We start from the raw sequence: 13430 nt of genomic DNA, 5'->3' as shown, positions 1-13430 counted from the left end.
CCAACCCACCTACGTCACACGCCTGACCGGAATCGTCACGGTAAACGTACTGCCCTGTCCGGCGGAGCTCTGCACCTCGATACGCCCGCGATGATGCTCCACGATCCCATGCGAGATCGACAAACCCAGCCCCGTCCCCTGCCCGAGCGGCTTGGTGGTGAAAAACGGATCGAAGATCCGGCCCATCACATGATCGGGTATGCCGTTGCCGGTGTCCGCAATGGCAATCGATACGCTGTCGCCCTGGCAGGCGGTGCGGATCGTGATGGTGCCGTGCTCGCGGATGGCATGCGCGGCATTCACCAGCAGGTTCATGAACACCTGGTTCAACTGCGCCGCATTGCATTCCACCAATGGCAGTTCGCCGTATTCACGCACCACGTCCGCTTTGTACTTGATCTCGTTATGCACCACGTTCAAGGTGCTTTCCAGCCCGGTGTGGAGATCGGCAAAGGCGCGCTCGTCGCCGCTGGGGCGGGAGAAATCGCGCAGGTCGCGCACGATCTGGCGCACGCGCATGGCGCCTTCGAGCGATTCCTCGATCAGCATCATGATGTCGTTGCGCACGTAATCCAGGTCGAGCTCCCCTGCCATCTGCGAAACCGGCGCCAGCATGCTGGCCGCAGGCGCACCGGTGACCGCTTCCTGCGCCACGATCACCGCCAGCAATTGCCGCACCCAGCTTTTCAGCGTGTTGAGGTTGGCGTGCACGAAGCTGATCGGGTTGTTGATCTCGTGCGCCACGCCGGCGGCGAGCTGACCGATCGAGGCGAGTTTTTCGGTCTGCAGCAACTGCAGGTGCGTCTCTTCCAGTTCGTGGATCAGCCGGCGCTGTTCTTCCTTTTCGATTTCCAGGCGCTGCTGCACGGCTTTGCGCTGCTCGATCTCCTCTTCCATCATCGCGCGTGCCTGTTCGAGCGCAAGCACGCTGCGTTCGTATTGGCGCAGTACGCCTTCCAGCTCGGCGGTACGCCGCTTCACTTGCGCCTCCAGCGCATTGTTCCTGCCGCGCAGGAACGCGGTGCGCGGATCAAAGCGCCATATCGCGAGCGCGACGATGAGAACCGCGATGGCAAAAAGCGCGATGGCGTAGGTGGCGTTCATGGCGTTGCCTTGCTCGCCCGTGCAACCGGCTAGGCAGGCACGGCCTGCACGACAGGTTCGGCGTCGGCGGTCGCGATAAGAATGGTGAACGGCGCGCCTTCCTGGGCTTCGTACCGCCGCACGACGGATGCCTGGTATTCCGAAACCACGCTGCCCTTCGTCATCAACAGCACGCCGCGGCTGGTACGCAGATCGTCCGCGAGGCGCATGCCCGATACCAGATCGCCGCTGGCCACGTGCCGGAACGGCGTCGAACCACCCAGCATGGCTGGATCGTTCAACAGCAGCAGAAATTGCTCCACCACGTGCGGGTCGTAGCGCAGGCCCGCCTGCATCTTGATTAGTTCGACAGCCTGTTCCGGCAGCAAGCGCTCGCGCGTGATCGCGCCGCTCTGCAAGCCTTCGTAGTCCCGTGCAACGGCCAGGATGCGCGAGCCCAAGGGGATATTTCCTTCGGCTAGTCCATCGGGCGTGCCGCGGCCATTGAAGCGTTCGTATTGATGTCGAACGATGTGCGCCACTTGAGTGAGCTGCGGCACGGGCGTCAGCAGCATTTGCGCGCGCAATGGATGGCGGTAATAGGTGTGCGCTTCCGCCGGCGTCATGCGGTCGATGGATTTGTGCAGGATCTCATCGGGCAACGACAGCTTGCCGATGCCATGCAAGAGCCCAGCGAAATAGAGATCCTGCGCATCGAGACCATCCAGGCCGAGCGCAAGCCCAAGATGCTTGGCGAGGTGGCCCACACGATGCGATTCACCGCCCATCGCGCCACAACGCAGTTCGATCATGCTGGCGCCGACCTGCACCATGGTCATGAAATTGCGCCGCAGATCGCGCTGGGCATCTTCCAGGAACATCACGGTCTGCCGGATTTCCTCCGTGCGGGATGTCACTTTCGCTTCCAGTGCATGGTTGAACGCAGCCAGCTTCTCGTTCTGTTGCTGTGTCAGCGCCAACAGCCTGGCGGCTTCCTTGCGCAGGCGCCGTTGCTCCAGCGCCTGCTTGATGGTGAGCAGCAGATCGTGCTCATCCCAGGGTTTGTTCAAGTAACGATAGATGCCGCCTTCGTTGACAGCTTGCACCACCGCCTCGATTTCCGAGTAACCGGTGAGCAGGATACGCATGGTGTCCGGATAAAGCGCCTGCACGCGCGCGAGCAACTCGCTGCCCGACATGCCCGGCATGCGCATGTCGGAGATGATCAGGTCCACCTCTTGCGTGGCAAGCATGTCCAACGCGGCCGTGCCGCTCTCGGCCGTCAACACGTGATAAGGCGAAGCGTGCAACAAGCGCCGAAGCGCGGACAGCACACTCGGCTCGTCATCGACGATAAGAATCGCCGGCTTTCTGGGCGTCCCTTCGCTCCCGTTGGCAACGGGTTCCGGAGCGCATGCCCCCATCATGGGAGAGGGTGTCGTACCGTCAGGCGTATCCATGAAAAGTGCCTCATGCAGGGTTCGATGAGGCTATCGGCGGCGGGAGAAAAATCCTTTAATTACGGCGGCTTCTTCACGCCTTCGTCACGCCGCAACACGACTGATTCGTCGCCCCGGCGAAGGCCGGGGCCCAGTGACTTTCGCGATCTCCGGTCATTGGAAGATTCGCTCAACTCCGCAAATGCCCATCGACCATCGCATTGGCCGAAGCCACCAGCGCCGCAGCCGGCCCCTTTGGACCGCCAAGCGTCTGGCTGACGGTATAAACGCCTTCGATCAGCAGCAGCAGGCCATCCGCAAGAAGCTTTGGCTTCGCCGCGCCCAGTGCTTCGGCAATCGTCGTAAGGCGCCGCCGCAACTCACGCTTGTTGGCCTTCGCCACGCGATGGCCTGGATGCGACGGATCGGGAAACTCATTCGCGTAGTTGATGAACGGGCAACCACGATAGCCGGCCTGCGCGATGCGGCGCGCGAGAAAATCCATGATCGCCTCAAGCATGGCGCGCGGGTCATCGGCAAAGGGCGAAAAACGCTCCTCCCATTGCCGGCTGAATTCAAGCTGGCGCCGTTCAAGATAGGCGACGATCAAGTCGTCCTTGGATTTGAAATTCCGGTACAGGCTGATTTTCGCCACGCCTGCCTCGTTGACGACTTCCTCCACGCCGACGGCGCGAATGCCCTTGCGATAGAACAGGTCGGCGGCAACCGCCAATACGCGCTCGCGCGCCGACCTGTCGTCGGTGTCTTTCGCCCTGCGTCTCGCTGCTGCGGCCATGTGCGCCCTGCCTTTGTGCCGGTGATTCACTTGACATGTTACCGATCGGTTCATAACCTCGCCAGGACCGAACCGATCGGTAACATTTGCTCCCGCGTCGCCATCGTATTGCAGCGCTTCGAGCCTGCAAAGGAACAGTCATGAGCAACCTTGCCCTCGAAAATGCCGATGCGGAAATCCGCCACATCTATGATCAATGGCATGAGGCGATCATACGCAAGGACATCGACCGTCTCATCGCGCTCTATGCCGAGGACGCCGTATTTGAAACACCCGCCATCCTCGTCACGCTGCCGGATCGTACGCAGGGCATGCTGCGAGGAAGGCGCGAGATCAGGCCGTTTTTCGAAGCGGGGTTCCGCAAGCTCGGAAACGAACTCAATCGCTGGTACCGCAGCGGACTGTTCTTTTCCAACGGGCGGCAGCTGACCTGGGAATATCCGCGCGAGACGCCACAGGGCAACCAGGTGGATCTGGTCGAGGTCATGGACGTGGCAGACGGGCTGATCGTTCACCATCGTGTCTATTGGGGATGGGTTGGGTTTCAAACCCTCGTTGCCGCTTTGAATAAACCTGCATCGACCCAGGTAGCGTCCACCGACTCTTCGTCTTGGCGATTGGCCACCGAGCTCGACTTCGATCGCATCGTGGCGATGAACGAGCATCTCAATGCCGAAGACCCTGGCGAAACCTTGCCATTCGACAGCGGGATGATGCGGCGGACGCTCGCCGAATTCATGGCCAATCCCATCCGTGGCGTCGTTGCGGTACTGGAGATCGGGCAAGAGCTGTGCGGTTACGCCTTGCTGGTTTCATTCTGGTCCAACGAGCTTGGCGGCGAGATTTGCGCCTTGGATGAGCTGTATGTGGCACCCGCGTATCGAGGCCGTGGCTTGGCGACGCAATTCATCCAGCATCTCGCGCAGGGCAACAGTCCGATTTGGCCCAGGCGTACCGCCATGATCACGGTTGAGGCGTACCGTACGAATCCGCGGGCAAAGGCGCTCTATGAAAGGCTCGGCTTTGAAGCGAGCACGAATCACACACTCCTGCTGTCGCCAAAATCGGTGGCATAAAAAAGGCCGGCACCAACACGTGCCGGCCCTTGCATAAACGAGAACGGAGCTTACGGCGCCTTCCCCGCCTGCAACTGCTGCACGATCGCCAGCGACTTCTTCACGTGATCCTGCGGATGCAGGTGGTCCGCCTCGGAAGAAAGCGTGGCGATGATCTTGCCGTCGCGGTTGATCACGAAGGTGGTGCGCTCGATGAAGCCGTGATTGATGGCCACGCCGCGCACGTCGGTCACGCCGGCTTGCGCGGCTTCGGTTTTCAATTCATAGGAAGCGGCGATCTTGCCGGTGGCATCGGAGGCAACCGGGAACTTGCCGGCGCAGTATTTCGGATCGGAGGAAAAGGTATTGAGGCGATCGATGCTGTCGGCCGATACGCCGATGATGGTGGCGCCGGCAGCATCGAACTTGGCCTTGTCGGTGGCGAAGGTGTGCGCTTCGATATCGCAACCGCCGGTATAGGCCGAGGGGTAGAAATACACCACTACCGGGCCTTTCTTCAGCGCATCCTTGAGCGAGAAGCTGAAATCCTTGCCGGCGAGGCTGGCTTCGGCGGTGAAATCGGGCGCTGCTGCGCCGGGAGCCAGTGCGGCGGAAGCCGGAATGGCGAACAGCAGGGTGATCATCGCGCTGGCGGCGATGGATGCGGCGAGGTGCTTTTTCATTCCGGGCTTCCTCTCTTCTTGATGTGTGGGGGTATGGAGCATGGCACGGCGCATCCTACTCCGCCGTTTGTTGGTCGGGGCGCGATCGCTGAGAAAGGCCGTTCCTCCTCTGCCCCGCCCTAGCCCTCCCCTACTTCGCAGGGGAGGGGACTGCACCTCGTAGCTGAACTCGACGGGCGCCGATGACAGCAAGCGACGAGCTCACGGCTACTTCGCTGCATCCATGACGGAAGTTACACCCCAACCGCGGTCACGCGTGCGCATGCGCGGGCGTGCTCACCGTCGTATTGAAATCCGCGCCGACGGCCAGGCACTGATCCGCTACCGCCGCCACGCTGCCGCGATGCGATACCACCAGCATGATCGTGCGCGGCAGGCGTCGCTTAAGCGCCGACAGCACGGCGATTTCCGCGGCGGCATCGAGCGCGCTGGTGGCTTCGTCCAGCAGGGCGAGCAAGGGTTGCCGCAAGATCACCTGCGCCAGCAGCAAGCGCTGCAGTTCACCGCCGGAAAGCCGGCTGGAGGCGCTGCTCAGCGCGGTATCCAGGCCGTGTTCGGATCCGGCCAGCCGCTTGTCGAGACCGACGTCGATCAACACGCGGCGCAGCACCTCGTCGGTGGCATCCGGCGCGGCCCAGTGCAGGCATTCGCGCACCGTTCGTTGCCACGGCCGCACGCTCTGGCTGATGTAGGCGCTGTTGCGCACCAGCTCGCGATAGCCATCGAAATCGAGCGCGCGCTGGCCGGCACGCGCGACAAAAGTACCTGGCCGCACCATGCCGGCCAGCACATCGACCAGGCTGGTCTTGCCGATGCCCGAATCGCCGGAAAGCAAGGTAAGCGTGCCGGGACTCAAGGACATGTCGCGCACCTCCAGCGCGGCCAGCGGCTGCGCCAGTTGCACGTGTTCGATATGCAAGGTGCCGGCAATCTGCGCACCGTGCAGCGGCACGTGGGCGGTGCGGGCGGGCGGCAAATGCATGTAGCGTTGCCACAACTCAAACGCCGGCACGGCCGAATGCAGCTGTTGCAGGCTTTGCCGTGTGGAGACCAGATAAGGCAGCAAGCGGCCGAGCAGCAGGCATACGGCGATCAACGACGCCTGGTCGACGCCATGCAGGCGATACGCCAGCACAAAGACGGCGGCAAGGCCGGCCGCCGCAAGCAATTCGAGCATCAGCCTGCCGGAGGCAATCAGGTCAAGCTGATGCCGATAGCCCTGGCCTAGCCTGCCGGAAATATCGCTGTGGCTGGCTTTTTCCGCATCCTCGCGCTCGAACGAACGCACATGGCGCAGGCGTCGCGGAAAATCCTCGCTGAGCCAGAACAGGCGCGTGAGATCGGCGATGTATTGACGGCTGACGGCGGCTTGCTTGCGGCTGCTGATGCGCGATGTCGCCAGCGCAAGCACCGCGAGCAAGGGCGCGGCCAACGCCAGCGGCGGCGACACCCAGAACGCCAGCGCCAGGCTGACGAGTGCGGTCATGCCGGCCACCAGCAACTGTAGCAACGCGTTGAAACCCTGCGTAATGATTTCGACGTTGTAGGTGAGGACATTGGCGATTTCCGCCGATGTCGCATCGGCCAGCGATGGCAAGGAGGCATCGATCAGGCGCGCATGCACCGCGCGCCGCAGATGCATGCCGTAGCGGCTGGCCAGGCGTGCGGCAAGGCGCGCCGCCTGCCAGCGCAGCACGGCAAAGCACGCAGTGGTGGCGGCGAACAGCAGTGCGTGCGTTTCGATATTGCCGTGGATATCTATGCTGTGGCCGCCGAGTACCAGCGGATGGCCGGGTTGCACCATCGGTACCAGCAGGACGGCGGCGGCGCTGCCGGCCAGGGCGCAGGCGAGGGACAGCAGGACGTAGAGAAGGATTTCTGCTACGTCCGTACGGCTGAGCGTGCCTGATAGCGCTCTGAACGATGCGTGGTTGTGGCGAGGCTGTTTGTCCACGTGGCTCACCGGCCCTTCCCCGCAGGTAAAGGAGCGCTTGGAACTGCATCGAGGCCAGCATTCCGCATGTGGGTCACGCAGCGATCCAAACATTCCATGGCTAGCACCCGATCCGATCAAGCAATTCGCCCACCGCCTCAACCGAAGCCCGCGGATGCGCCCCGCGCCGCAACTCATACATTCCCATTTCCACCAGCTTGTGCCGGAACGGCAACCACCCGGGTTGCCCCACGGCATACGCCTGATCCGCATCCAATCGCACAGCCGTCTCGTGCCTGGGAATCGGCTGTAACAGCGCAGCAGGATCATTCGCCATCTCAGACGATACAAACACCGCGCCCACCAACCTCAATGGCGTAGCGGCGAGCTGTCCATGACCCGACCGCACGTCCACCTCGAACTTCTCCACCCCACTACGACGCCGAATGACCGGTGACTCGCCAATCCACCGCCGTGCATGTTCGTTATCGACAAAATGCAAGGCATCGCTCTTCACGTGCACATAGTTGGTCACCGCCGTCGCCAACATGCTTTCCGGCTGCACGAACACGGCATCCTCGGAAAGAAACTCCAGGCCGTGCAGCAACCCATGCAAGGCCAACGTCGTCTTGCCTGCGCCACTGCCACCCAGCAACAACACCCCGCGCCCTTCCCTGCCCACGCACGCGCCATGCAAGGGCACCAGCCCAAGGCAGCGCGTGGCCAGTACGTACACGGCAAACTCGATCAGTTCGTAGCGCAGGTGATAGGGAAACGCGAGCATGTCTTCGGAGGCCACGATCAGCGCCTGCCGCTGCCGTGGCGAAATCACCGCATAGTTCGCGGCATCGATCACGCCAAGCAACAGCTCCATGCCCGATTGCATCTGCACCGGTGGCGGCTCGTCCGCATCCTGCAAATGCCGACCCGGTACCAACCGCAATTCGATGCGTAGCTCGGGTGCCACGAGCGGCAGGCGATGCGGCGGCACGTCGCCATACGCGGCCTCGACCAGATGCAGCAAAGCCTGGCTGTTGCTTTCGAAACGAAAGCGTCCGCCCAGCAGTTGCTTGTGCACGGCTAGCGGCTGCGGCAAGCGCTCGCCGAATGGATCGGCATGAAGCTCGCAGGCGGCAGACTGGGGAGGTGAAGTCATGCTGGTCGAACGCATCCGTGGCAGCCGATGGGGACCGCCGTGAGTGCGCTCAAGACCGGCAAAGGTTGCCGCAACCGAATACCTGCCGTGGCGCACTCACTGGCACGCAGCACTGCACCCGCCGCGTTTCCCAGGATCATGAGGCGCTAAATAACATGCTGAAAATTCAGGTCGGCCACTCCTATTTCCTGCGGTACGACCGGAAACAATGGGAGCGCGGCAAACCCTATCCCCCGCTGGCGACGATCCAGATTGCCGCCTGGCTAAGGCAGATGGGACACGAGGTGAGCCTGTTCGACGCCATGCTTGCCGATGGCGTCGAAGACTACGCCGCCTCGCTGCACGCCGCGCAACCGGACGTGGTGGTGTTCTACGAAGACAACTTCAACTACCTCACCAAGATGTGCCTGAGCGTGATGCGCGATGCCGCCTGCCGCATGATCGGCGAAGCGCGGGCACAAGGCGTGCGCGTGATCGTGGCCGGCTCCGATGCGTCCGATCAGCCGGAAGCCTTCCTTGCCGCAGGTGCGCACGCCGTGCTGATCGGCGAAGGCATCGCCGCCTTGAACGAGCTCATCGGCCGCCTGGCGCGCGATCCGGACATCGACAGCGCAAGCTGGACCGCCAACATCACCGGCGTCGCCAGCGTGGTCAGCGAAAAGACGCACGTGACGCGCATCGGCGTGGTGCCGCCGGACCCGCGGCTGACGCTGCGTCCGGCCTGGGACCTGCTCGACATCGGCCGCTATCGCACGATGTGGCGCGAGCGGCACGGCTACTTCAGCCTCAACATGGCCGCCTCGCGCGGCTGCCCGTTCCGCTGCACCTGGTGCGCCAAGCCGATCTGGGGCAACCACTACAAGCAGCGCAGCGCGCAGGACATGGCTGCCGAAATGACCTACCTGAAGCAGACCTTCCAGCCCGACCACATCTGGATGGCCGACGACATCTTCGGCTTCCACATCGACTGGGTCACCGAGTTCGCCCAGCATCTGCGCGCTGCCGACGGCTCGGTACCGTTCACCATTCAAACCCGCGCCGACCTGATCAGCGAACGCATGGCCGATGCACTGGCGCAAGCCGGCTGTGCCGAAGCGTGGATCGGCGCGGAAAGCGGCAGCCAGCGCGTACTGGATGCCATGAACAAGGGCACGCGAGTGCCGGAATTGATTGCCGCACGCGAACGGTTGGGAACCCGCGGCGTTCGCGTGGGCTTTTTTATCCAGCTGGGCTACCTCGGCGAGCAGCTGGACGATCTGCTCGCCACGCGCGAACTGGTGGCGCAAGCCGCGCCGGACGACATCGGCGTGAGCGTTTCCTATCCCCTGCCCGGCACCAAGTTCTATGAGCAGGTGAAGGCCCAGCTTGGCAAGAAAACCCATTGGGACGACAGCGGCGATCTCGCCATGATGTTCCGCGGCGCCTACGACTCGGAGTTCTATCGCCGCTTCCGCGACCTGCTGCATGCACAAGTCACGCTGCGGCAGTCGCCCGATGCACACGACGCGCAGGCATGCGCCGCACTGGATGCGCAATGGGATGCCCTGCTCGCGAACGAATACGCGCATCGCACCGAACACGCCACCTCGCCCACCGTGACGATCCGCCATGCTGCCACCGCTCAAAACTGTTAAAGAAGGCCTGCGCCGCACCACGGAAACGCTGGCGGCGGAATTGGCGCATCCCGGCCATGCCATGCCGACATGGAACGAACTGGAATGGCGCCTCGCTTCGGCAGCCGGCGCGGCGCATGGCATATCGCCGCTGCTGTACCGCTGCTCGCCCTGGCAGAACCTGGCGTGGCGACGGTTTCTGGAAACGCAGTACGAACACGTCGCGCAGCGCCATCAACGCATCGCCGACTTGCTCAAGCGCATCGATGCCGAGGCGCGTTCTGCCGGCGTGGCGATGGTTGCCTTGAAAGGCTCGGCCCTGCATGCCATCGGCCTGTATGCGCCGGGCGAACGCCCGATGGCCGACATCGACCTGCTGGTCCGCGCCGAGGACATGGAACAGGCCAGCAAGCTGTTGCAATCGCTGGACTATGTCGCGTCCTTTACGCAGTGGAAGCACCGCACGTTCAAGCCGGCGGCCGGCGAACCGGTGATGGGCCTGGGCGAGCATCGCGACACGCCGATCAACATCGAATTGCACACGCGCATCCAGGAGCGCCTGCCGATACGCACGGTGGACATCACGCGCTGGATTTTTCCGCGCCACGCGTTGCCGGGCTTGAATCCCTACCCCTCCGACGGCGCCTTGATGGCGCACCTGCTGCTGCACGCCGCCGGCAACATCTGCGGCCGCAGCCTGCGTCTCGTGCATCTCAACGACATCTCACTGCTGGCCACGCGCATGCGTATCAGCGATTGGGAACTGCTGTGGGATCAGCACGAACCTGCCTGGTGGGCCGTGCCGCCGCTGCATTTGGTAGCGCGCTATTACGCCAATGCGATACCGCGCAGCGTGCTGGCGCAACTGGAACCGGCATGCCCGCCGCTGCTGCGCCGTTTGTCACGCCGCCAGACGCTTACGCAGGTGTCCTGCTCGGCGCTATGGCTGAGCCCCTTGCCGGGCATCGAATGGTCGCGCTCGTTGGGCGAGGCCGGGCGTTGTGTCCTGAATCGCCTGCGGCCCACCGCGGAAGCCCGCCAGGAACGCGCAGACATGCTGCGCACACAGGTCTGGTTGAAGGGACAGGATTGGGTGCGGCAGAAGCACGCGCGGCGTTTATTGACCTGGCTGACGCGGCCGGTACCGCGCATGGATACCTTGTACGTGGTGCGTGCGGCGTTGGATGAGTTTGTTTCCGCGACGTAAAACGACGCCTCCCTGCTTGCCTCCGCTTGCCCAGTTCGGCTCCTTTCCCTGCTATCGCAGGGGGGAGCGGTTCAAGGCATGGTTCGATCGCGTAGGCTGTGTGAAATCCCAGCAGGAAGCACAAGCAAGCTGGGATTGTCATTCCAACCTACGGATTCATCGCAGCAACCGCCTCTCGCCGATGCGATACCTGGCGGTACAACCCTTCAAACAGCCGCGCCGTGCAATCGGCATCTTCCAGCAATGCACGGCGCTGCGCTTCCATCGCCATGCGCAGCCGCAACGGTTCGTTGTCCAGCACGCTGCGAATTGCTTCGGCCAGTTCTTCCCAATCACCCACCGGCACCGCCAGCGCCGCCGTCGGCGACCATTCCGCGATATGTCCCACCGCCGTGCCCACCGTCGGTACGCCAGCCACCGCCGCTTCCAGCAAAACCAGCGGGCCGGCTTCATGCAGGGACGACATCACCAGCACGTCCGCCGCTTCCATGACCGCGCGCAATTCGCGTTGCGTCTTGAAGCCGAGAAAACGGATATATCGCTGCAAGCCCAGTCCGCTCGCCAAGGCCTGCAATTCACCATGCAAGGTATCGACGCCGACGAGGTTGAGCTGGAACTCGACACCTTCCCTGGCAAGCAAAGCCAACGCACGCAGCAACGTCGCCTGGTCCTTGACGCGATTGATGCTGGCGACGTGTATCAATTGCGCGCATGCCGACTTGCGCCGCCGCGGCGCCAGCGCAGGCCAGCGGCGCAGGTCCACGCCCAATGGCACGCGCAGCGCATCCAGGCCCAGGCCCTTCAACGAATCGAGTATCGGCATGCTCGCCGCGGTGATGGCGTCGGCGCCACGCAACACCAATGCTTCGCGCAGGCGCCCTTTCCACTTGCGCCGGCCGCCGTAACCGATGGCATCCAACGCGATGAGTTCGCCGCCAGCGATGTGCACCAGGCTAGGCAGGTGCAACAGCTTGGCGGCGGCCACGGCGATAAAGCTGCAGGAACCGGAAAAGATCGCCTGCACAAGGTCGAACGGCGCGCGGCCATGCTCGTTGCGAATCGCCATGATGGCGCGCAGGCGCGTCCAGCCATCGCCGATGTTGTGGATGTGCGCGCCGGCCAGCTCCCAGCGCCCAGCCCTGGCCTCCTGATGCAGCACGAACACATGCACTTCGTGCGCACGCGCCAGGCGCTCGATCAAGGCAAGGAAGGCAGGAATCACGCGGACCTCGCCACTGCGATCCACGCCACCGGGCAGCACCAGTGCAAGCTTCATGGCGCGCTCCCGCCGAGCACGTGCGCATAGGCATCCGCCCACTTGCGGCCAACGGCCGCGAACGAAAGGTTGTCGTCGAAATAGCGGCGCACCTGCTCGCGCGATGGCCGGTTGACGGCAGCACGCACCAGCGCGTCGGCCAGTTGCGCCGCATCGCCGGGAAGCCATAGCTCACCCATGGCCCCGTCCCGGGTCAACGCGCGGAACGACGGAATGTCGGTCACTACCGGGAACGCTCCGCATGCCATCGCTTCGAGCAAGGCATAGCCACAGCTTTCGGCGTGGCTGCCGGAAACGAACAGATCAGCCGACTGCATCAGGCGTTCGATACGCGCGTGCGGCAGCTTGCCGAGCAAATGCACGCGCCCGGCCAAGCGTGCATCGCCAGCGACACGCTGTTGCACGCGGGCGAGCAACGACGCGTTGCCGAACGCGCACCACAATTGCAGATCAGGCAGCTCGGATATTGCCTCGGCGATGCCGTCGAGCACGGTCAGCGGATCCTTGCCGTCATTCAAATGCCCTACCCAGGCGACGCATGGGTTGCCGTAGCAGCCGGTTTGGGTACGGGCCATGGCGCGATCGCCCAGCGCGAAGCGACAACTCGACTCCGGTATCGCAAACAGCCTGGTGCGCGCGTTCAACACGCCCGCGGCGGTAAATGGACGCGCCAACTCTTTGGCGGTAAACGCCAAGCCCGCCGCGTTGGCATACCAGCGGCGCCACAACCGGCGCCGCCACCAGCGCGGCGGGTGGTCGGCGTGATCCTGGAACAACACCGGCAAGCGCGGCAGGTAGTGCGAGATGGCAAACGCCTCCTCGCCGAAATTCAAGCCATGCACATGCAGCATGTCAGCCTTGATCTGGTCGAGCTGGCTGGCGAATTGATAACCGCGGTCGATGAGGGTCTTGGCTTTACCGGTATCCAGGAAGTGATAGTCCACCTCGTTGCGCGTGACGCGCTCGCGGCGTGCCGCGGCCTGGATGACCGAGACTTTGATGCCGGAACTGGCGGCAGCGTCGGGAATATCTGCCAGCGAAGGCCAGTGCGCGAACACGTCGGCAGCAGCAAGCTCCTTGGGCGGTGGCAGGAAATTGATGTGTGCGACGTGCACGTGGTTGCTCCTTGAAAAACTTGTCGATCTACTGCTTTGTCGCCGAGAGCCCCGCTCGTCATTCCGGCGAACGC

The 13430-nt window shown here is 63.3% G+C and carries 11 protein-coding genes; 3 read left to right on the top strand and 8 right to left on the bottom strand.

The annotated features are described in order from the left end of the window. Positions 1 to 9: 9 nt before the first annotated feature. From V7M64_RS00765 to V7M64_RS00755, 3 genes are all read right to left on the bottom strand, one after another. Entirely contained in the window at positions 10 to 1104 is a 1095-nt protein-coding gene (locus tag V7M64_RS00765; RefSeq protein WP_333676313.1) for a histidine kinase, read from the bottom strand. Between the two features lie 29 nt (positions 1105 to 1133). Then, positions 1134 to 2543 (bottom strand): HD domain-containing phosphohydrolase, encoded by a 1410-nt coding sequence (locus V7M64_RS00760; protein ID WP_333676311.1) that lies wholly within the window; start codon positions 2541 to 2543, stop codon positions 1134 to 1136. Positions 2544 to 2712: 169 nt separating this feature from the next. Beyond that, positions 2713 to 3318, bottom strand: coding sequence for a TetR/AcrR family transcriptional regulator (locus V7M64_RS00755; RefSeq protein ID WP_333676310.1), 606 nt, complete (start codon positions 3316 to 3318; stop codon positions 2713 to 2715). Positions 3319 to 3458: 140 nt separating this feature from the next. On the opposite strand from V7M64_RS00755, the gene V7M64_RS00750 reads away from it, so the two are divergent. Further along, positions 3459 to 4394 (top strand): GNAT family N-acetyltransferase, encoded by a 936-nt coding sequence (locus tag V7M64_RS00750; protein ID WP_333676308.1) that lies wholly within the window; start codon positions 3459 to 3461, stop codon positions 4392 to 4394. Positions 4395 to 4444: 50 nt separating this feature from the next. On the opposite strand, the gene V7M64_RS00745 is transcribed toward V7M64_RS00750, so the two are convergent. The 3 genes from V7M64_RS00745 to V7M64_RS00735 form a co-directional block, all read right to left on the bottom strand. Further along, on the bottom strand, positions 4445 to 5056 hold the full coding sequence (locus V7M64_RS00745; protein ID WP_333676306.1) for a peroxiredoxin: 612 nt from the start codon (positions 5054 to 5056) through the stop codon (positions 4445 to 4447). Positions 5057 to 5306: 250 nt separating this feature from the next. After that, positions 5307 to 7010: an ABC transporter ATP-binding protein gene (locus V7M64_RS00740; protein ID WP_333676305.1), complete on the bottom strand. Its 1704-nt coding sequence runs from the start codon at positions 7008 to 7010 to the stop codon at positions 5307 to 5309. A 100-nt stretch (positions 7011 to 7110) separates the two neighbouring features. After that, on the bottom strand, positions 7111 to 8145 hold the full coding sequence (locus tag V7M64_RS00735) for a serine kinase (protein WP_333676304.1): 1035 nt from the start codon (positions 8143 to 8145) through the stop codon (positions 7111 to 7113). A 155-nt stretch (positions 8146 to 8300) separates the two neighbouring features. On the opposite strand from V7M64_RS00735, the gene V7M64_RS00730 reads away from it, so the two are divergent. Together V7M64_RS00730 and V7M64_RS00725 are read left to right on the top strand one after the other, a co-directional pair. Then, on the top strand, positions 8301 to 9779 hold the full coding sequence (locus V7M64_RS00730; RefSeq protein ID WP_333676302.1) for a radical SAM protein: 1479 nt from the start codon (positions 8301 to 8303) through the stop codon (positions 9777 to 9779). Then, on the top strand, positions 9754 to 10965 hold the full coding sequence (locus tag V7M64_RS00725; RefSeq protein ID WP_333676301.1) for a nucleotidyltransferase family protein: 1212 nt from the start codon (positions 9754 to 9756) through the stop codon (positions 10963 to 10965). Before V7M64_RS00730 ends, V7M64_RS00725 begins: the two co-directional genes overlap by 26 nt. Before the next feature lie 148 nt (positions 10966 to 11113). Here V7M64_RS00725 and V7M64_RS00720 read toward each other — a convergent pair whose 3' ends face one another. Together V7M64_RS00720 and V7M64_RS00715 are read right to left on the bottom strand one after the other, a co-directional pair. Beyond that, complete coding sequence (locus V7M64_RS00720; RefSeq protein WP_333676299.1) at positions 11114 to 12241, bottom strand: glycosyltransferase family 4 protein; 1128 nt, start codon at positions 12239 to 12241, stop codon at positions 11114 to 11116. Next, positions 12238 to 13356 carry a glycosyltransferase family 4 protein gene (locus V7M64_RS00715; protein ID WP_333676297.1) on the bottom strand — a complete coding sequence of 373 codons (1119 nt, stop codon included), beginning with the start codon at positions 13354 to 13356 and terminating at the stop codon, positions 12238 to 12240. Before V7M64_RS00715 ends, V7M64_RS00720 begins: the two co-directional genes overlap by 4 nt. Between the last annotated feature and the right edge of the window lie 74 nt (positions 13357 to 13430).

This window comes from Dyella sp. (assembly GCF_036746095.1).
Lineage (GTDB): Bacteria > Pseudomonadota > Gammaproteobacteria > Xanthomonadales > Rhodanobacteraceae > Dyella_B.
The sequence above is the reverse complement of the archived record's forward strand: the minus strand, read 5'-3'. Positions and strand labels throughout refer to the sequence as shown.

Bases quoted from the DNA above. Each gene is read 5' to 3' on its own strand.
- V7M64_RS00765 (WP_333676313.1), bottom strand. From the start codon at position 1,104: ATGAACGCCACCTACGCCATCGCGCTTTTTGCCATCGCGGTTCTCATC.
- V7M64_RS00760 (WP_333676311.1), bottom strand. From the start codon at position 2,543: ATGGATACGCCTGACGGTACGACACCCTCTCCCATGATGGGGGCATGC.
- V7M64_RS00755 (WP_333676310.1), bottom strand. From the start codon at position 3,318: ATGGCCGCAGCAGCGAGACGCAGGGCGAAAGACACCGACGACAGGTCG.
- V7M64_RS00750 (WP_333676308.1), top strand. From the start codon at position 3,459: ATGAGCAACCTTGCCCTCGAAAATGCCGATGCGGAAATCCGCCACATC.
- V7M64_RS00745 (WP_333676306.1), bottom strand. From the start codon at position 5,056: ATGAAAAAGCACCTCGCCGCATCCATCGCCGCCAGCGCGATGATCACC.
- V7M64_RS00735 (WP_333676304.1), bottom strand. From the start codon at position 8,145: ATGACTTCACCTCCCCAGTCTGCCGCCTGCGAGCTTCATGCCGATCCA.
- V7M64_RS00730 (WP_333676302.1), top strand. From the start codon at position 8,301: ATGCTGAAAATTCAGGTCGGCCACTCCTATTTCCTGCGGTACGACCGG.
- V7M64_RS00725 (WP_333676301.1), top strand. From the start codon at position 9,754: ATGCTGCCACCGCTCAAAACTGTTAAAGAAGGCCTGCGCCGCACCACG.
- V7M64_RS00720 (WP_333676299.1), bottom strand. From the start codon at position 12,241: ATGAAGCTTGCACTGGTGCTGCCCGGTGGCGTGGATCGCAGTGGCGAG.